The sequence below is a fragment of the Robertmurraya phoenicis genome (assembly GCF_047302285.1).
Classification (GTDB): Bacteria; Bacillota; Bacilli; order Bacillales; family Cytobacillaceae; genus Robertmurraya.
Genome location: NZ_CP154845.1, coordinates 494,179 through 512,532 on the forward strand (window position 1 = coordinate 494,179; position 18,354 = coordinate 512,532).

Below are 18,354 nucleotides of genomic sequence, written 5' to 3' on the forward strand. Positions count from 1 at the left end.
TTAAAAAAAGGGGGGTGAAAAAATAGAATTGAAGTTTTGAAGAGTCGTAACAAAATAAACGAGGGGGAAAGAAAATGAAAAAAATAAGTATGCTATTAGCCATGTTCTTATTATCGATGACAGCGATTATTGGATGTAGTGGTAATACAGCAGGAACGAACAGTAATGGAAATTCGGAACAAAATGGCTCCGGGAGTAATGATCCGATTGTCATCAATATTGGAACAACCACAACAGAAGATTCCTCATTCCCACAAGCGATGAAGCTATTTAAAGAAGAGGTAGAGGGAAAAACAAATGGAGAAATTAAAGTCAATCTACACTATAACAGTGCTCTAGGTGGAGAAAGAGAAATGGTGGAAGCAGCTTCCATTGGTACATTAGAAGGAGCAATGGTATCCTCTGCAGTTATTACGAACTTTGTTCCAGAGATGGCCGTTTTGGATATTCCTTTTATTTTTGAAGATCTTGAACATGCCCGTTCTGCTATGCAAGGAGAAGCAGGGAAATTGTTAGGTGAAAAGATGGAAAATGCAAATCTGAAATTGCTTTCTTGGGGAGAAACTGGATTTAGACATATTACGAATAATGAGCGACCAATTGAAAAACCTGAGGATTTAGAAGGATTGAAAATTCGTACGATGGAAAACAACGTTCACTTAGAAGCATTTCAAGAATTAGGAGCAGATCCGACTCCGATGGCTTGGGGAGAAGTGTTCACATCGTTACAGCAGGGGGTCATCGATGGTCAAGAGAATCCTATTTTTATTCTTTATGTAAATAACTTAGAGGAAGTGCAAAAATACACATCTAGAACAGGACATGTCTATTCAGCCGGAGCTCTCCTTTTATCAAAACAATTATTTGATAGTTTAACAGAAGAGCAACAAGAGATCGTTATCACTGCTGCACAAAATGGTGCTCAAGCAAACTATGATTACAATGATGAAAAGGAAGCTGAATATCAGGCTGAAATGGAATCAAAAGGAATGGTATTTAACGAGGTTGACAAGGCTCCGTTTATTGAAGCACTAAAACCTATTACAGATAAATATAAGGATGCTTCGCCAGAAGTTTATGAAGCAATTATGAATGCAAAATGATTGTCTAAGAACAGATAAAAAGGGCGAGTGATTCGCTCTTTTTATTTAGGGGGTTAGATAAATGGCTTATATCATTAAGTTTATTGACTTCATTAATACAATTGTAAAGGTAACTGTAAGTGCAATGTTGGCGATCATGTCTGTCTTGATCGTTCTTCAGGTTATATTTCGCTATATTTTAGAATCTTCGTTACCGTGGTCAGAGGAAATTTCAAGGTATTTAATGGTGTATATCGTTTTCTTTGGAGCTGCATTATCCTTACGCTACCGTCAAATGATTGCCATTGAATTTATCGGAGAAAGACTGCCAAAAGGGATTCGTAAATACTTGAATATTTTTGTCCTCGTTATCTGTATCGTTTTTTTTAGTGTGTTATTTAAGGTTGGGTTAGATATAACGCAACAAGTCCATATGCAGTTGGCAGCTTCCACTCGAATTCCGATGTCTATTCCGTATGCTGCTATCCCAATCGGTGCACTACTTCTATTATTTAACTCAGTTGGTGTCATATTAGAGGAAATGCAAGGCAAGAAGGATGGTGAGTTTTAGATGATCGTTACGTTAATCATATCTCTCTTTGTTTTCTTTTTCTTAGGAATTCCAATTGCTATATCACTAGGCCTTGCTTCTGTTGTTGCTGTATGGATAGATGGAGGATCGTCGCTGCTTATCCTAGCTCAACGTTCCTTCACTTCAATCGATTCATTCCCCTTAATGGCTGTCCCGTTTTTTATTCTTGTTGGGACATTAATGGAATCAGGTGGAATATCCAAGCGTCTAATCAATTTCGCTAATACATTAACAGGTCACTTCCCTGGGGGTCTAGGGATTGTCGTTGTAGTCACATCCATGTTTTTTGCTGCAATTGCTGGTTCAGGAGCAGCTACTGTGGCGGCTGTTGGATCGATACTAATTCCAGCGATGGTGAAAAAGGGGTATGACCGCAAATTTGCAGGTGCGACTCAAGCGATTTCGGGGGAATTAGGTGTTATTATCCCTCCGAGTGTTCCTTTAATACTGTATGGAGTAGCTACAGGTACATCGATTAGTGCTTTATTTATGGCAGGGATTATTCCGGGTATTTTAATTGGCTCAAGTTTAATTTTTCTAGTTTATTATATTGCAAAAAAAAGAGGTTATAAAGGTGTTGAAAAAGCAACAAGTGCTGAAAAGTGGAAAGCTTTTAAGGATGCATTCTTAGCGCTACTAATGCCTTTTATCATTCTTGGGGGGATTTATGGAGGAGTTTTTACCCCTACTGAAGCTGCGGGTATCGCGGTAGCATACGCTTTTATCATCGGCTTCTTTATTTATAAAGAAATTAAGGTGAAAGAGATTATTCCTATTTTAACGAAGTCTGTAATCACAACCTCAGTGGTCATGTTTATTATAGCGAATATTGGTTTGTTCTCTTGGATTTTAAGTCGTGAACAAATCCCTCAGCATGTCTCGGCATTCTTTACTTCGATTTCAGAGAGTCCGGTTGTATTCCTATTATTAATAAATGTTTTATTACTATTAGTGGGTATGTTCATGGAAACAGGGGCGGCTATCATTATCTTAGCTCCGTTGCTAACACCTGTTGCGATGAGTTTTGGTGTTGATCCAGTGCAGTTTGGGATGATTATGGTTGTCAACTTAGCGATCGGCATGTGCACACCACCAGTAGGGGTTAATTTATTCATCTCTTGTCAAATTGCTAAGATCAAATTAGAAGAAATCACAAAAGCTCTAATTCCATTCTATATTGTTATGCTAATTTGTTTGTTGTTAATCACCTATATACCAGGAATCAGTACATGGCTACCTAATCTTTTAAAGAACTAAAGAAAGAAGAGTATAAATTAAAAGAGGTCATGTATGCGATTCAATTTAACTTAGAGCCAAGGTTTGTATCTTCAATTGCTTTTATTACCACTTCAATAAGTGTGTTCACAATTACAATGATTCTATCATTATTAAATAATATTAATTTGTAATGGGGATGGGAAAATGAAACTAGGACTAGGAAGTTACGCACTAGCGTGGGCGATTGGAGTTCCAGGATATCCGTTGCCACAACGGCAACTGGATGCAGTCGGATTTTTACGAACAGCACACAAATTAGGAGTCAAACTTGTGCAATTTGCAGATAATGTCCCCCTTGAGCAATTAGAAGAACGTGAGCTTTTTAAAATAAAGGAAGTAGCAAGAGAATTAGAAATAGAGATTGAAATTGGAACGAGAGGTACTAGCCCAAATCATTTGAGAAGATTTTTAGAACTGGCCCGATTTTTTGATGCTAAATTGGTCCGGACGATTATTAACTCAGATAACATGATGCAGGTTGAAAAGGATATCCATGAAGTACTTCCGTTATATGAGACATCTGGAGTTACCCTTGGAATCGAAAATCATGATCGGCATACGACAGAACAGTTTAGTCAGCTGTTTAACCAAATAGGAAGTCGTTATGTTGGGGTCTGTTTAGATACGGTGAATTCTTTTGGGGCGCTAGAAGGACCGAACCAGGTTATCAAAAATCTTGCTCCTTTTATCGTTAATGTTCATGTTAAAGACTTTGAGATAAAAAGAGTGGATCATATGATGGGATTCCTCTTGACTGGAACCCCTGCGGGAGAGGGGATGTTAGACATTGATCTGTTATTAAATGAACTCAAAGAAGAAAAAAAGGATGTCAATATCATTTTGGAACTGTGGCCGCCATTCGCTAATTCAATCGAGGAAACTGTTGAACTTGAAAATGAGTGGGCTGTGAAAAGCATTCGCTTTTTAAAAAAGAAGATTTTAAAAGAGATTGGTTAATGAGACGTTTTGAAGGTTCAACTACTTTCTATTATTAAAGAAAGCACTAGAAGTGACTGAAATGAGGTTGATTTTCATGGAGAGGAATAGATACACAATTGGGATTGATTTTGGCACCCAATCGGGTCGAGCGGTGCTAGTGGATATTGGTACAGGAGAGGAAGTAGCCTCATCAGTGAAGGAATATCCAGATGGTGTGATCGATGAATATTTACCCGGTACGGATATTCGATTGGAATCGGACTGGGCGTTACAAAATCCGGATGACTATATAGATGTTTTAGTTACGACGGTATCAAAAGTAATTCATGATTCACAAGTAGATCCTCAGGATGTCATTGGACTTTCTATTGATTTTACTTCTTGCACAGTTGTTCCTGTTGCATCAGATGGAAGAGCGTTAAGCCAGTTAGAACAATATAAACATCATCCCCATGCATGGGTGAAACTATGGAAGCATCATGCAGCTCAGGACGAAGCTAATCAACTAAATGAAATGGCAAAGGAAAGAACAGAAAGGTTTCTGGAACGGTACGGGAATAAAGTTTCTTCTGAATGGATGATTCCGAAAATATGGGAAGTAGTAAATGATGAACCGGAGCTTTATCGGGATATCGATCAGTTCATGGAAGCAACCGACTGGGTCACCATGCAATTAACGGGAGTAGCGGTCAGAAATAGTTGTACAGCGGGCTATAAGGCGATGTGGCATAAACAAGAAGGTTTTCCTGACAATGAGTTCTTTAAGGCACTTGATCCGAGTCTAGAACATGTTGTAGAGGAGAAGCTTCGGTCACCTATTCAGCCTATCGGTAGCAAGGCCGGTGAATTAACAGAGAAAATGGCACGTAAATTGGGGTTGATTCCAGGAACGGCAGTTGCAGTTGGGAATGTCGATGCTCATGTGGCGGTTCCAGCTGTAAATGTAACGAAGCCTGAAAAAATGGTGATGGTGATGGGTACCTCCATTTGCCATCTAGTACTTGGTGAGACTGAACAAATGATTGAAGGTATGTGCGGGGTGGTAGAGGATGGAATCATACCTGGTTTGTTTGGGTATGAAGCAGGTCAAGCTGCCGTCGGAGATATTTTTGAATGGTTTATAACATCTTCTGTACCTGAGCATTATTTCGAGGAGGCAAATCAAAGAAATCTAAATATCCACCAGCTTTTAGAGGAGAAAGCGTGTAAGTTAATGCCAGGGGAAAGTGGTCTGCTGACGTTAGATTGGTGGAACGGTAATCGCTCTGTTATAGTGGATGCAGACTTATCGGGAATCATACTCGGGCTGAACTTGCAAACAAAGGCTGAAGAAATTTACCGTGCACTAATTGAAGCAACAGCTTTCGGAACGAAAAAGATTATTGATGAATTCCGAAATAATGGTGTTGATATTCATGAGTTATATGCTTGCGGAGGGCTTCCGCAAAAGAATAAATTGTTCATGCAAATTTATGCGGATATTACCAATATGGAGATTCGAATTTCTGCTTCAACGCAAACTCCTGCATTAGGCTCAGCTATGTTTGCTGCTGTTGCAGCAGGAGAAGAAAGAGGAGGATATAGCAGTATCGTGGAAGCGGCTAAGTATATGGCGAAGCTTCAAGATAAGGTCTATCGGCCGATTAAGCGAAATATTACAATTTATGAGCAGCTTTATCGGGAATATTGTAAGCTTCATGACTACTTCGGGCGTGGAGAAAATGAAGTGATGAAAACGTTAAAAAGAATAAAAAGAGGTGGAGGGGAAAACGATGCTTGAAGATTTAAAAGAAGCGGTGTTACAAGCTAATCTTGAACTTCCAAGGCGAGGGTTAGTAACGTATACATGGGGAAACGTAAGTGGAATCGATCGAGAGCGAGGGCTTGTAGTGATTAAACCGAGTGGAGTTCCTTATGAAGAATTAACGGCTAAGCAAATGGTCGTATTGGACCTAGAAGGAAATCAAGTTGAGGGCCATTTACGCCCTTCCTCTGATACACCCACCCATCTATTTCTTTATAAATCCTTGCAAGAAATTGGTGGAATTGTTCATACCCACTCCCTTTATGCCACAAGCTGGGCTCAAGCGGGAAAAGATATTCCTTCATTTGGAACGACTCATGCTGATTATTTTTATGGGTCAATCCCTTGTACTAGAGAATTAAGGAACGAGGAAATCACTCATCATTATGAGTTAGAAACAGGGAAAGTAATTGTTGAAACCTTACAAGGACATTATCCTCTGCATATGCCAGGTGTTTTAGTGAATCAGCATGCTCCATTTGCATGGGGAAAAGATGCACAACAAGCAGTTCATAATGCGGTGGTGATTGAAGAAGTTGCCAAAATGGGGATTCAAACTCTGTTGTTAAATCCCAGTACGAAGCCTATTTCGCAAGTGCTCTTAGACAAACATTTCTTAAGAAAGCATGGCGAGAGTGCATACTACGGGCAAAGGGAGGATTGGACATGCTAACGAAGTCTTTAGTATGATATATTTAAGAAAGTAAAAATATAACAGAGGAGTATTTATTTTGGAAGAGTCACTAACATTAAAGGAAAAGGCTTATATCGAATTGAAGAAACAAATTGTTGATGGTTTTTATAAGCCAGGTGAATTTTTAACGGAGCGGGAGTTAGTAGAAGATCTTAAGATGAGCAGAACTCCTATACGTGCTGCGCTGGAGAGACTGGTCCTTGAAGGGTTCATTAATCATTCTCCGAACCAAGGGCTTGTCGTATCTGAGCTTTCACTTAATAAAGCGGTTGATATTTATGATCTGAGGATTGCGCTCGAGTCTCATATTGTCAAGAAATTATCGATAAGAGACTGGACAGATGAAGAAAAGAACTGGTTTATGAACAACCTCCAAGGACAAGAAAAGTGCCTGGAAATGCGAGATTATTCGGAGTTCACGACACTAGATGCGGAATTTCATAAGCAACTAGTTGTCCTATACGAGAATTCTGAAATTCTCAAAATCATGGAGAATATACAGGATCAACTCCAATTAATCGCCATTAAGGTGTTACGTAAAGAATCAACTAGAATGGTTCAATCCTACAAAGATCATTTAGAAATTTATCAACATATTATTGCAGGGAAACCAGAAGCAGCAGAATTGATGGCAACCCATCTCGAATTCGGGAAGAGAATCCTGATATCTTAAGGAAAAAATAGCCTACATTCGTTTCGATCGGGCTTAATAATGTTCAGTCAAAGGAGCAAGGGGGATTTCCAAGCTCCTTTGACTGTTTAAAATTAAGTGCATCAAACGTTAGTCTGTCGTTCTTAAATTCTCTATCAGTTTCCTACGTGCTCCTTTCCGCCAAGCCTTAACCGCTGACTCTGATACGTGCTCTACTTCTGCAATTTCCCTAATAGATAGATCTGCTAGTGATGTGTAGAGGACCCATTTCTTTTGATTGTCGGTTAAATTCGTACAATATGTGAGAACTGTTTCTTTTTCTAACGGTGTTTGTGCAGAATTATCTTCGAGTAAATTCCAATATTCTTCATCAGGTGTTGCACATGTCTCTTCGTACTTATGACGTTTTGTTAGCTCTGTTAGAATTCGACCACGAATATACGAATAAGCATAGCTGCTGAAGCTTCCTTTCTTAAAATCAAAGCGCTCGCTTGCTTGCCATAAAGCAATGAGACCTGTTTGATAGAATTCTCCTTGATATTTGTAAATGTGGAGCGAGTGGATGATTTTCCAAATCATCGCACCATATTGCCTCTCTAATTCATAAAAATCATTCAACGTTTTTCCCTTTCAGGAAAGCGCGCTTACCAAATGTTTTCCTAGGTAGCCTTAACATATCGAGAATCTGGCATCGGGTCGAATTACAAAAAATGACTCAAATTGAAAAAAAGAGGACCAAATTTGATTTTTCAAGCGATTTTTCGTCAATTAAGTAGAATAATAGGGTGAAATTTGAAATTCTAGATGAATTTAAATCGGAGGCATATTTAACAAAGATCTCCCCTGATAGTAGGGGAGATCTTATTTTATCATTTAGGGGTAATGAACTAATATATATCATGTTTTAAAAAATTTTTTAGTGATAAGCAAAGTCTCTAAAGGTTTTATAAGAAACCTAACACAACGATTAAATGTTGTTGATCCAAGAAGTATTGTTACTACCAATGCGATATTAATTTGAACTAGTAGTCTAATATCTGGTTCTAATTGGTTTAACCATTCTGGGTGTCTTATTAAATAAAATATAACAATCATATGGAAAAGAAAGATGGATAATGAGTGTGCTCCCCACTTCGTTAATATGCTTTTCTTCTCATTAACAAGATTCAATACAATATATATACCAATGAATCCAATGATGTAATGAAATAAAATAGTTGTTATATAAGATTGACCGGGAATAGAGAATTTTTCATAACCAGAAAATCCATAGAAAAGTAAATCATAATGAGTAGGATACATACTCAAATAGAGGAAAATCAAGCTTGATAATGTAAAAACACCTATTTTTATGAATCTAAATCTTTGTAACGATACATATAAGTTCTTCATCTGTTTTTCTTGTAAATAGAACCCTGCAAGAAAGAATGGTAAAAAAACAAAAGTTCTCAAAATAGAGAGAGTTTGCGTATGCATGTTTGTGTAATGGGATTGAATTATCTCAACAAGCTCGTCAGCGTATAATCGGGAATAAAAAGATATCAATAGAATAAAAACGATTAATAGTAATTTCAAGATTTTACCTAGAGGTAAATGTTTAAGTAATAGTGCTAATGCATACCAAAACCCTAAGCTAACGATGTACCATAAGTGGGTATGAGGTTTCCCAAATGTAAATTGGAGTTGGGGAAAGTCACCAATGAAATATCGAATAACAGAATATAAGGATTGAAAGATGAAATATAGTAACAGGAGATTAAGTATTTTTTTGAAAGTGGGATTTTTGGAAAAATAGCCACTTATGAATATAAATGCTGGCATGTGGAAGGAGTATATAAAATTAACTAGAGTTACTAATCCTTCCTTGCTAGCTCCAATTGTATGACCTAGGACAACAAGGAAAATTAGGACGCCTTTTACATTATCCAATTTAATGTCTTTACTCATGTGAATCACCCATTTATTTATACTTGAAAAGAGTTTAACTGTGTATATTAGGTTAAATTTTGTTAGTTCTTCTCTTAAGAAATTTTTTAAAAGGCTAACAGATTCTTTATTCTGTTAGCCTTCGGATATTAATTCAATGCCAAATGCTCTTTTAACTCAGTGATAATCGGTTGTTTTTCTTCATCAGAGATAATTTGGTAGTATATCCCATCGATCTTTTGGCCTTTACCTGAAAGCTGTAACTGGTCAATATTATGTCGTGCTTCCTTATAATTCTTTTGAATATCCATCATGTCATCAAATGACATATTGGTTCTAACATTTTTTCCGAGTGCGCCAAAGATATCGTCAAATCGAGTTAAAGAGTTAAAGCTTGCCCCTCTATTAATAACGCCCTGAATAACTTGACGTTGTCTTTCTTGACGACCGAAGTCTCCCTTCGGATCGTTCTTTCTCATTCTTACATAAGAAAGTGCTTGTTCACCGTTCAGGTTAATTTGTCCTTCGTTAAATTGATGCCCATCCTGGGTGAAGCTACTAGAACTATTAACAGTGACACCACCAACAGCCTCAACGAGATCCTGGAAACCTTCCATATTTACTTTGATATAATAATCAATCGGAATATCAAGGAAGTTTTCTACAGTTGCCATTGACATTTCTTCGTTTCCAAAAGCATATGCGTGATTAATTTTATCCTGTGTCCCACGACCAATTATTTCGGTTCTTGTATCACGAGGTATACTTAACATTTTAACTGATTCTAAAGCGGGATTAACAGTAAGAACAATCATCGTATCAGAACGTCCCTTATCACCTTCCCGTTGGTCGACTCCTAATAATAGAACAGAAAATGGATCTTGTTCACCAAAGTTGACTTTATCAGTACGTTTATCTGAGATTTCTCGTGAAATTGGCTGATGCATGGTGTCTACAGCAGCTGTTAAAGATTTATATATTGAAAAGACATAAGCTCCAATTCCGATAAGTAAAATAAGTAATGTGATGCCAGTTATACGCAACCATTTCCGTTTTTTCTTTTTATTTCTTTCTTCTCTTTTCATTTCATCAAATTCCTCCAAAGATTTACATATTTTTCTGATTCAACCTATAGAATACCAAATAAAAGACGAAAAGAATATAGCGTATTGAGGTGATGAATGCATTTGTTTTGTAAAACTTTTATGACTTATCTATTAAGTTTTAGTAAAAAGCTACTAAGTTCAACATGAAAGTAAATAGTATAATAAACCTATTTAATGTAAAAATATGTTATAATGAATTTGTTTGACTTTAAATATAATAAGAAGAAATTTGATTGGTAGAATTAGCTTTTTATCATTTGAATATATAATAGGAATGTTTTTGATTTTGAAAATAAAGGAAATTACTTAATTTTATAGAAGAAATTGTCGAAAAGTGCTATTATTTAAGACGTTCTAAGTTTACATTTCATTACATTTAAGGAGAATACTGATGCAGGAAGAAATAAGTTTAAGAGAATTAATAGAAGTAGTACTTAAAGGAAAGAAGCTAATTGCTATTATCACCATACTTTCCGTACTTGCGGCAGCGATTGTAAGTTATTTTGTTCTTGATCCAACCTATGAAACAAAAGCAACGATTTTAGTTAATAACACACAACAAGAAGGTAATAGTAATATCGACACTTACTTAAACGAAGTCGTGTCTCCTCAAGTGTACAGCGAACGTGTACAATCACAAAAATTTCTAAAACGAGTAATTGACAATCATAATCTAAAGGACTGGACTGTGAGCGAGCTTATAAACAGTCTTACTGTTGGGACAGCAACAGAGTCGAACATGGTAACACTTACTTTAGGTGGAAAAGATTCTGAGTTAATATACAAAACATTGGATGCCATTATAACGGAAGCAAATGTTTATATTGGAGAAGCCGTTACCGAACGTCTTACAGATCTAGCACATCAATACGAGAAACAGCTCTCTATTGAAAAAGAAAACCTTGACCAAGCGTTGGTGAAATACAACGAAGCCCGTGCGGCAGAAGGTTTGCCTACCATTGTACTATTAGATGCACTAACTTCAGGACAAAAACAGTATATTTTAAATGTAGATGATAAGTATTTAGAAGAAATCCAAAGTCTTGATAAAAATAAACAAGTAGAGTTCCAAAAGTTAAATAATCAGGTTAATACTCTAACTGAATTATACAACAAGTACAGTAAAAATTATGAAGAAGCTCGAAGTGTATCCAGCCTTTATAATGTTGAAGACAAACTTACATTAATTGCAGCACCAGAAGTTCCTATGAATCCTGTGGGTCCGAAAAAAATGTTGAATATGGCCATATCGATGGTTATTGGGTTAATAGCAAGTGTGGGAATTGTGTTCTTTGTGCATTATTGGAAAGAATCAGGAAAAGATTCATAGTAATTACAAAAAAATCTAGTTTTGTTATAAAAGGCAATGTGTAAGTTATCTTAAAAAGGGTGGACGTCTATATCTCGTTGGTATGTTTTTAGTGATAAGTCGTCCACTTTGCTCTCTATGCGTAGTTTTTTTAAAAACTAGGTTCTTTAAAGGATGAAAATCTAGATAAGACAATGGTGATGTCTCCTTACCATTATCAATGAGGTACTCGGCTATACTGTGGGACCAACGAGCCCTTAGTATGGCATGAGGGAGGGTTAAATGCCCATCTAAATAAATATCTAATGAAAGGACATGTGGGAATTACATGTATTATCATTAGATATTTATTTGAGAGATTACTAGAATTTAAGAAGCACAAGGGAGGGCTTGAGATTGTCGTATCATAAAAGAGTCGCATTCTTAGGTATACTAGACTCGGTTATCGTCTTATCAGCAATCTATATAAGTTATATCATTATTAATCCTACACTACAGTTGCAAATTTTTACCTTTAAACCGTTGTTACTAATGTCCATTACATTATTAATTAGCCATCATTTGTATGCGAGTATATATCAGCTATACAATAAAGCGTGGGAATATGCTAGTGTGGCAGAACTATTTGCGATTGTAAAAGCTGTCACCTTATCGATTGGGACGACAACTATAATTCAATGGGCCGTGTTTGATGATATTTACGTACGGGCTTTTTTTATTACATGGCTGTTACATGTGTTATTTATCGGTGGTTCGCGATTTTCATGGAGAATGCTTCGGGATCGTTATATAAAGCCACAAAAAAATGTTAAACGTGCACTTATAGTGGGTGCTGGTGCGGCAGGTAGCATGCTAGCTCGCCAACTTCTCCATAATCAAGATACAGGGATACATCCTGTTGCGTTTATTGATGATGCACCTTTGAAATATCGTTTGCAAATCCATGGTTTAACGGTGCTTGGACATACAAGAAATATAGGACAAGCTGTAGATAAATATAATATTGAACAAATCATTATTGCGATCCCGTCTTTGAAAAAGGATGAGATGAAGAGAATCTTTGAAGAATGCTCGAAAACAAATGCAAAAACGGTGATTATGCCAATGGTTGAGGATGTCATGCTCGGGCGAGTTTCGGTGAATCAATTTCGTGATGTCGAAGTAGAGGATTTATTAGGACGAGAGCCAGTTGAATTAGATATTCAACGTATTTCAAAGAAAATCTCTCAAAAAACGATTCTAGTAACAGGTGCAGGTGGTTCGATCGGTTCGGAGATTTGTCGGCAAATATGTGAATTTCAACCTGCTACACTCCTTCTTCTAGGACACGGCGAGAATTCTATTTATCTAATTGATATGGAGTTACGTAATAAATATGGGAATCAATTAAATATTATTCCGATAATCGCGGATGTTCAAGATCGTGATCGGATCTTTGATGTGGTGAGAAAGTATCAGCCTGATGTTATTTATCACGCTGCCGCTCATAAACATGTACCATTAATGGAGTATAACCCGAAGGAAGCAGTAAAGAACAATGTGATCGGTACGAAGAATGTGGCTGAGGCAGCAAACACGTTTGGAGTTGGAACATTTGTCTTGGTATCATCCGACAAAGCAGTGAACCCAACAAATGTAATGGGTTCAACGAAACGAATTGCGGAAATGGTGATTCAAGATTTGGCAAAAGATAGTCAGACGAAGTTTGTAGCGGTGCGATTTGGCAATGTGCTTGGTAGTCGTGGTAGCGTCATTCCGTTATTCAAAAAGCAGATTCAAGCAGGGGGACCTGTGACGGTTACACATCCCGATATGACACGTTATTTTATGACTATACCAGAAGCGTCTAGATTAGTCATCCAGGCGGGTGCGCTTGCCCGAGGTGGAGAGATATTTGTGTTAGATATGGGAGAACCAGTTAAAATAGTCGATTTAGCGAAGAACTTAATCCGCTTATCCGGTTACGCAATTGAAGACATTGGTATTGAGTTTTCTGGGATACGGCCTGGAGAAAAAATGTTTGAGGAATTACTTAATGAAAATGAAGTTCATAAGGAGCCTGTCTTCCCAAAAATCTTTATTGGAAAATCGACATTACAGCCTCGTGAAGAAATTAACTACTTATTAGAGAAGTATATTGAAATGAGCGAGGAAGATTTACAGTCTTTTGTATTAGGATTAGCAAATAATGGAATAATGTTAAAGCGAAAGGTAGTAAATTAACTTGAGTTGAAAGGAAGTGGCTTTATGGACTCGGCACAAGATTCTACCGCAACAAAAGCGTTGCCGATAGGAATGTTACCAATTAAACTGCCGATATAGTATATTTTTGAAGAAGCAGTAGTTTGAGGTAGCGAAGATATTATTATTATTATTATTATCGTGACGGTCAAAGAGTAGGAGTAATTTAAGTACACTTTGATCTTGCTTTTGAAATGCAGCGAAACTAAAAAACAGTAACTTGATAAGGTACAGAACTCTCTCAACTTAATCGATATTCACTACATTCTTCAAAGGAGCCAAAAGGATAAGGACATGTGGTTTTGTATGCACGCAATTTTATTGGAGATGAACTATTCGCAGTTCTATTATGGGAGGATATCGTTCAAAGTGAAATTCCTTGTCTTAAACGACTAATTATTCAATATAAAGAAACTTATTTATCGGTAAGTGGAGTTCAGACAGTACCCGGTCTAGCGATTATGTTAGATATATATTAACACCTGAGTTCTTTAGGTTCCTGGAGCAGTAAGAAACTGGGAGGTACAATAAATACCATTCAAAAATTGAACCAAATTCAACCTGTATTTGCATATGATTTTGAGGGTAAGTGATATGATGTGGGGAGAAGCAAAGGTGTGTGAAGACGACGTAGGAATATGCTTTGAAGGATGGAACATTGCGAGATGACATATTGGGCTATTTGGAAAGATTGGTAAAATTAGAAGAGATTAAAGCATAAAAAGCAGTCAGCCCCTTTGCGCATTTTGAACCCATTCAATTATGACGCTAGGGGATATTTTATGCTGTTAAAGTTAATAATATAAAGTAAACTATTGTAACAATATTACTTACAGAATTAGATATTAGTGCTTTGAATGAAGATAATTGGTAATTGAAGTGGAAAAAAATAAGAAACTTAATTTCTAGTGGATAGATAAATATTTAATAGCTTGTTTGTATTGAAATGTGTCTTAGATTGATGTGATGAAGCTTAGCAGATTAGTAGTTGATTGGAGGAGTATTATAGATTCCAACAAAGTCCTAATTTGCTAAAAATCTCTAATTAAGGGAAGGAAGTCAGAAAGAGTGAAAAAAAGAATATTCCTCTCTTCACCTCATATGAGTGATGAAGGCTATGAAATGAAATATATAAAGGATGCGTTTGATACAAACTGGATTGCGCCCCTTGGTGAAAACGTAAATGGGTTCGAAAGGGAATTGTCAGAAATGGTTGGATTGAAAGCTGCTGCGGCACTATCTTCAGGAACAGCCGCTATTCATTTAGCTCTTAAAGCAGCAGGAGTTGGAGAACGGGATATTGTTTTTTGTCCTACACTTACTTTCTCAGCTACTGCAAATCCAATCATCTATCAAAATGCCATTCCCGTATTTATCGATAGTGATTTTGAAACTTGGAATATGAGCCCAAAAGCATTAGAAGAAGCGTTTGAAAAGTATCCAGAAGTAAAGGCAGTATTGGTTGTTCATCTATATGGTTTGTCAGCAGATATGGATAAAATTATGGAGATTTGTAAGAATCATAACGTAGCCGTTATTGAAGATGCTGCTGAGTCTCTGGGTACTTACTATAACGGTAAGCATACTGGAACTTTTGGTGATTATGGCATCTTCTCTTTTAATGGAAACAAGATTATCACAACTTCCGGGGGCGGAATGCTTGTTTCTAATAATGAAGAAAGAATTGCTAAGGCAAAATTTTGGGCCACTCAATCACGAGATCAAGTAAGGCATTATCAACATAGCGAATTAGGCTATAATTACCGTATGAGTAATGTTGTTGCAGGAATTGGTAGAGGACAACTTAAGGTGTTGGATAAGAGAGTTGAGAAGAAGAGATATATTTTTGAGTTCTATAAAAGAGAGCTCGGTGGACTCGAGGGTGTTGAGTTCATGCCAAGAAATGAGTGGAATGAACCAAACTTCTGGTTAAGCTCAATGACTTTGAAAGGCAAGATAAGGCCAATCGATATTATGGAGGCTCTTGAAAAAGAGAATATTGAATCTAGGCCAGTGTGGAAGCCAATGCATTTGCAGCCATTCTTTGAGAAATATAATTTTGTTGGAACGGATGTATCGGAGAAATTGTTTGAAAATGGTGTATGTTTACCTTCTGATACGAAGATGACAGATGAAGACTTAGAAAGAGTTGTAAAGAATATTAAAGGATTGTGGATAGAAAAATGAAAAATTCCAAAGGTGGTATTTATAGAAGGTTTATAAAAAGACCTATGGATTTCATACTTTCTTTATTCGCTATCATTGTTCTTAGTCCGGTATTCCTAATAGTTGCTTCACTTGTGAGAACAAAGTTGGGCAGCCCAGTACTATTCAAGCAGGAACGACCAGGGTTGCATGATGAGATTTTTATGATGTATAAGTTTAGGACTATGACGGATGAAAGAGATGATAAAGGGGAGTTGCTGCCTGATAGTGTTAGGCTGACAAAGTTTGGTAGGCTACTACGCTCTACATCTCTTGATGAACTACCTGAACTTTTTAATATTTTGAATGGCGATATGTCCATTGTTGGACCTAGGCCACTATTAGTGCAGTATTTATCTTTGTATAACGATCATCAAAAACGACGCCATGAAGTAAGACCAGGACTATCTGGTTTGGCACAGGTTAATGGCAGAAATGCGATTAGTTGGGAAGATAAATTTAATCTTGATGTTGAGTATGTGGACAATGTTAGTTTTATTGAGGATTGGAAGATAATTTTTTCAACCATAAGAAAGGTTTTCGTCAGAGAGGGTATTAATTCAGAAACTGCTGCTACTATTGAGCCTTTTAAGGGAACCAAAAAGGAAAGAATGGAAATATGAAAAACAAACTTTTAATAATTGGGGCTAGCGGACACGGAAAAGTTGTGGCGGACATTGCATTGAAGATGAATAAATGGCAGATCATTGCTTTTTTAGATGATGACGAAAGTATTAAAACATCAATGGGTTTAGAGGTCATTGGCACTTCAGATGATGTTTTTACACATTTAGATGAGTACGAAATATTTGTTGGTATTGGTAATAGTACTACGAGACAAATGATTCATGAAATGCTTGAAACATCTGGGGCTACTATTCCGGTGTTAATTCACCCGAATGCAGTTATAGGGTCACATGTAGATATTGGAAATGGGACAGCTGTTATGGCGGGAGCAATTATTAACTGCTATACCAAAATAGGTAAGGGCTGCATAGTTAATACAGGTTCTACAATTGACCATGATAATAATATTGAAGATTTTGTTCATATCTCACCAGGAGCCCATTTAGCTGGCACAGTTAAAGTTGGAAAGGGATCTTGGTTAGGGATCGGCAGTGTAGTTAGTAATAATATAAATATCACTAACGGCTGCAAAGTAGGTGCTGGTTCGGTTGTGGTAAAGGACATAAACGAACCGGGAGTTTATGTTGGAACACCAGCAAAAAAGTTAGGCTACTAAAAGCATAAGGGAGAAATCAAATGGAATTATTATATAAAATTTTATTTTATATAAGTGGATTTATTATAGTATGGGCAATGGTAGGTTATCCGTTATCGTTGAAGTTTATTGGGAAATTATTAAAGAATCGAAGGCTTGATAAAGATTATAAGCATCAACCTACAGCAACTGTAATGGTAGTTGCCCACAACGAAGAAAAAGTAATACTAGAAAAGTTAAATAACATTATAGAGTTAGATTATCCGCGAGATAAAATTGAATTCTTAATTGCATCAGATAATAGTACTGATAAAACAAATGATATCGTAAAGCAATTCATGATAGAACATCAAAACATGAATATACGACTTTATGAAGTTAAAGCACGAAAAGGAAAAACAAATGCTCAGAATGAAGCACAAAAAACGGTAACAACTGAGTATTTAGTAATGACTGATGCTAATTCAATAATGGATAAAAACTCTGTTAAAGAACTTATGGCCTCTTTTACTGCAGACGATATTGCTTATGTATCAGGAAGATTATCTATTATAAATCATGGTTCTAGTGATGTGAGTAATGCTGAAGCAAGTTATTGGGACAGTGATCTAGCTACACGTGAGATTGAAGGTAGAATACAGTCAATAACTGCCGGTAATGGAGCATTATATGCTTGTAGGACGAGGGATTACTATGACTTTGATCCAATTCAATGTCATGATAGTGCAATGCCTCCGTTATATGCACTCCAAGGTAAAAGGGCAATTGCAAACCATGATGCTATCGCCTATGAGAAAGCTGGAGAAGTTATAGAAGATGAAATCGGGCGTAAAGTAAGGATGAATCGTATTATTCTTAAACATATATTACCTGATTTGAGAATACTAAACATATTTAAGTATAAATGGTTTTCATATTTTTATTTTGGACATAGAACATGTAGATATTTATTATGGATTTCTCACCTATTAGTTTTTATAACTAATGCCTTACTAATACCTGAGTCATGGATTTATATATTTATGTTTGCGGGGCAAGTGCTATTTTACCTTTTAGCAATAGTGAGAGTAATCACGAAATCGAATAATAAATATATGACTCTAGTTTATTACTATTGTGTAACAATACTTGCACAATGGGTTGGAGTCTATAATATATTGACTGGAAAGGCAAAACCGTTTTGGGAGAAGGCTGAGAGTACAAGATGAAGTGTTTAGAAAACTTACTATATTTATAACTATCTTTAAATAATTCTATTATGGCTAAAATTTTTCAGTATATTTTTTAATATAGAGGGGCGACTT

At 36.5% G+C, this 18,354-nt stretch carries 17 protein-coding genes; 14 read left to right on the forward strand and 3 right to left on the reverse strand.

Annotated features, from left to right (window positions below):
- The first annotated feature begins 74 nt into the window (after positions 1 to 74).
- From dctP to AA0X71_RS02355, 7 genes are all read left to right on the forward strand, one after another.
- The gene (dctP, locus tag AA0X71_RS02325) at positions 75 to 1,103 is read left to right on the forward strand and encodes a TRAP transporter substrate-binding protein DctP (protein WP_413358748.1); all 1,029 of its coding nucleotides are present in this window, start codon (positions 75 to 77) and stop codon (positions 1,101 to 1,103) included.
- A 61-nt stretch (positions 1,104 to 1,164) separates the two neighbouring features.
- Positions 1,165 to 1,653 (forward strand): TRAP transporter small permease, encoded by a 489-nt coding sequence (locus AA0X71_RS02330; RefSeq protein WP_413358751.1) that lies wholly within the window; start codon positions 1,165 to 1,167, stop codon positions 1,651 to 1,653.
- Positions 1,654 to 2,931 carry a TRAP transporter large permease gene (locus AA0X71_RS02335; RefSeq protein WP_413358754.1) on the forward strand — a complete coding sequence of 426 codons (1,278 nt, stop codon included), beginning with the start codon at positions 1,654 to 1,656 and terminating at the stop codon, positions 2,929 to 2,931.
- Positions 2,932 to 3,096: 165 nt separating this feature from the next.
- Positions 3,097 to 3,909 (forward strand): sugar phosphate isomerase/epimerase family protein, encoded by an 813-nt coding sequence (locus AA0X71_RS02340; protein ID WP_413358756.1) that lies wholly within the window; start codon positions 3,097 to 3,099, stop codon positions 3,907 to 3,909.
- A gap of 76 nt (positions 3,910 to 3,985) precedes the next feature.
- Positions 3,986 to 5,671: a ribulokinase gene (locus AA0X71_RS02345; RefSeq protein WP_413358759.1), complete on the forward strand. Its 1,686-nt coding sequence runs from the start codon at positions 3,986 to 3,988 to the stop codon at positions 5,669 to 5,671.
- On the forward strand, positions 5,664 to 6,368 hold the full coding sequence (araD, locus tag AA0X71_RS02350) for an L-ribulose-5-phosphate 4-epimerase (RefSeq protein ID WP_413358762.1): 705 nt from the start codon (positions 5,664 to 5,666) through the stop codon (positions 6,366 to 6,368). Before AA0X71_RS02345 ends, araD begins: the two co-directional genes overlap by 8 nt.
- Positions 6,369 to 6,426: 58 nt before the next feature.
- Positions 6,427 to 7,062 (forward strand): GntR family transcriptional regulator, encoded by a 636-nt coding sequence (locus AA0X71_RS02355; protein ID WP_413358764.1) that lies wholly within the window; start codon positions 6,427 to 6,429, stop codon positions 7,060 to 7,062.
- Between the two features lie 108 nt (positions 7,063 to 7,170).
- Here AA0X71_RS02355 and AA0X71_RS02360 read toward each other — a convergent pair whose 3' ends face one another.
- The 3 genes from AA0X71_RS02360 to AA0X71_RS02370 form a co-directional block, all read right to left on the reverse strand.
- Entirely contained in the window at positions 7,171 to 7,659 is a 489-nt protein-coding gene (locus AA0X71_RS02360; RefSeq protein ID WP_413358767.1) for a sigma-70 family RNA polymerase sigma factor, read from the reverse strand.
- A 279-nt stretch (positions 7,660 to 7,938) separates the two neighbouring features.
- Positions 7,939 to 8,988, reverse strand: coding sequence for an acyltransferase family protein (locus AA0X71_RS02365; RefSeq protein WP_413358770.1), 1,050 nt, complete (start codon positions 8,986 to 8,988; stop codon positions 7,939 to 7,941).
- Between the two features lie 128 nt (positions 8,989 to 9,116).
- Positions 9,117 to 10,052 carry a LytR family transcriptional regulator gene (locus tag AA0X71_RS02370; RefSeq protein WP_413358772.1) on the reverse strand — a complete coding sequence of 312 codons (936 nt, stop codon included), beginning with the start codon at positions 10,050 to 10,052 and terminating at the stop codon, positions 9,117 to 9,119.
- Between the two features lie 412 nt (positions 10,053 to 10,464).
- On the opposite strand from AA0X71_RS02370, the gene AA0X71_RS02375 reads away from it, so the two are divergent.
- From AA0X71_RS02375 to AA0X71_RS02405, 7 genes are all read left to right on the forward strand, one after another.
- Positions 10,465 to 11,403 carry a Wzz/FepE/Etk N-terminal domain-containing protein gene (locus AA0X71_RS02375; protein WP_413358774.1) on the forward strand — a complete coding sequence of 313 codons (939 nt, stop codon included), beginning with the start codon at positions 10,465 to 10,467 and terminating at the stop codon, positions 11,401 to 11,403.
- 375 nt (positions 11,404 to 11,778) lie between these two features.
- Positions 11,779 to 13,605, forward strand: coding sequence for a polysaccharide biosynthesis protein (locus AA0X71_RS02380; RefSeq protein WP_413358777.1), 1,827 nt, complete (start codon positions 11,779 to 11,781; stop codon positions 13,603 to 13,605).
- A gap of 314 nt (positions 13,606 to 13,919) precedes the next feature.
- On the forward strand, positions 13,920 to 14,102 hold the full coding sequence (locus AA0X71_RS02385) for a hypothetical protein (protein ID WP_413358780.1): 183 nt from the start codon (positions 13,920 to 13,922) through the stop codon (positions 14,100 to 14,102).
- A 589-nt stretch (positions 14,103 to 14,691) separates the two neighbouring features.
- The gene (locus AA0X71_RS02390) at positions 14,692 to 15,810 is read left to right on the forward strand and encodes a DegT/DnrJ/EryC1/StrS family aminotransferase (RefSeq protein WP_413358782.1); all 1,119 of its coding nucleotides are present in this window, start codon (positions 14,692 to 14,694) and stop codon (positions 15,808 to 15,810) included.
- Positions 15,807 to 16,451: a sugar transferase gene (locus AA0X71_RS02395; protein ID WP_413358784.1), complete on the forward strand. Its 645-nt coding sequence runs from the start codon at positions 15,807 to 15,809 to the stop codon at positions 16,449 to 16,451. Before AA0X71_RS02390 ends, AA0X71_RS02395 begins: the two co-directional genes overlap by 4 nt.
- Positions 16,448 to 17,071 carry an acetyltransferase gene (locus AA0X71_RS02400; RefSeq protein WP_413358786.1) on the forward strand — a complete coding sequence of 208 codons (624 nt, stop codon included), beginning with the start codon at positions 16,448 to 16,450 and terminating at the stop codon, positions 17,069 to 17,071. The genes AA0X71_RS02395 and AA0X71_RS02400 overlap by 4 nt, the downstream gene beginning before the upstream one ends.
- A gap of 20 nt (positions 17,072 to 17,091) precedes the next feature.
- Positions 17,092 to 18,258 carry a glycosyltransferase family 2 protein gene (locus AA0X71_RS02405; RefSeq protein ID WP_413358789.1) on the forward strand — a complete coding sequence of 389 codons (1,167 nt, stop codon included), beginning with the start codon at positions 17,092 to 17,094 and terminating at the stop codon, positions 18,256 to 18,258.
- The last annotated feature ends 96 nt before the right edge of the window (positions 18,259 to 18,354 follow it).

Bases quoted from the DNA above. Each gene is read 5' to 3' on its own strand.
- dctP (WP_413358748.1), top strand. From the start codon at position 75: ATGAAAAAAATAAGTATGCTATTAGCCATGTTCTTATTATCGATGACA.
- AA0X71_RS02330 (WP_413358751.1), top strand. From the start codon at position 1,165: ATGGCTTATATCATTAAGTTTATTGACTTCATTAATACAATTGTAAAG.
- AA0X71_RS02335 (WP_413358754.1), top strand. From the start codon at position 1,654: ATGATCGTTACGTTAATCATATCTCTCTTTGTTTTCTTTTTCTTAGGA.
- AA0X71_RS02340 (WP_413358756.1), top strand. From the start codon at position 3,097: ATGAAACTAGGACTAGGAAGTTACGCACTAGCGTGGGCGATTGGAGTT.
- AA0X71_RS02345 (WP_413358759.1), top strand. From the start codon at position 3,986: ATGGAGAGGAATAGATACACAATTGGGATTGATTTTGGCACCCAATCG.
- araD (WP_413358762.1), top strand. From the start codon at position 5,664: ATGCTTGAAGATTTAAAAGAAGCGGTGTTACAAGCTAATCTTGAACTT.
- AA0X71_RS02365 (WP_413358770.1), bottom strand. From the start codon at position 8,988: ATGAGTAAAGACATTAAATTGGATAATGTAAAAGGCGTCCTAATTTTC.
- AA0X71_RS02370 (WP_413358772.1), bottom strand. From the start codon at position 10,052: ATGAAAAGAGAAGAAAGAAATAAAAAGAAAAAACGGAAATGGTTGCGT.
- AA0X71_RS02375 (WP_413358774.1), top strand. From the start codon at position 10,465: ATGCAGGAAGAAATAAGTTTAAGAGAATTAATAGAAGTAGTACTTAAA.
- AA0X71_RS02395 (WP_413358784.1), top strand. From the start codon at position 15,807: ATGAAAAATTCCAAAGGTGGTATTTATAGAAGGTTTATAAAAAGACCT.
- AA0X71_RS02400 (WP_413358786.1), top strand. From the start codon at position 16,448: ATGAAAAACAAACTTTTAATAATTGGGGCTAGCGGACACGGAAAAGTT.
- AA0X71_RS02405 (WP_413358789.1), top strand. From the start codon at position 17,092: ATGGAATTATTATATAAAATTTTATTTTATATAAGTGGATTTATTATA.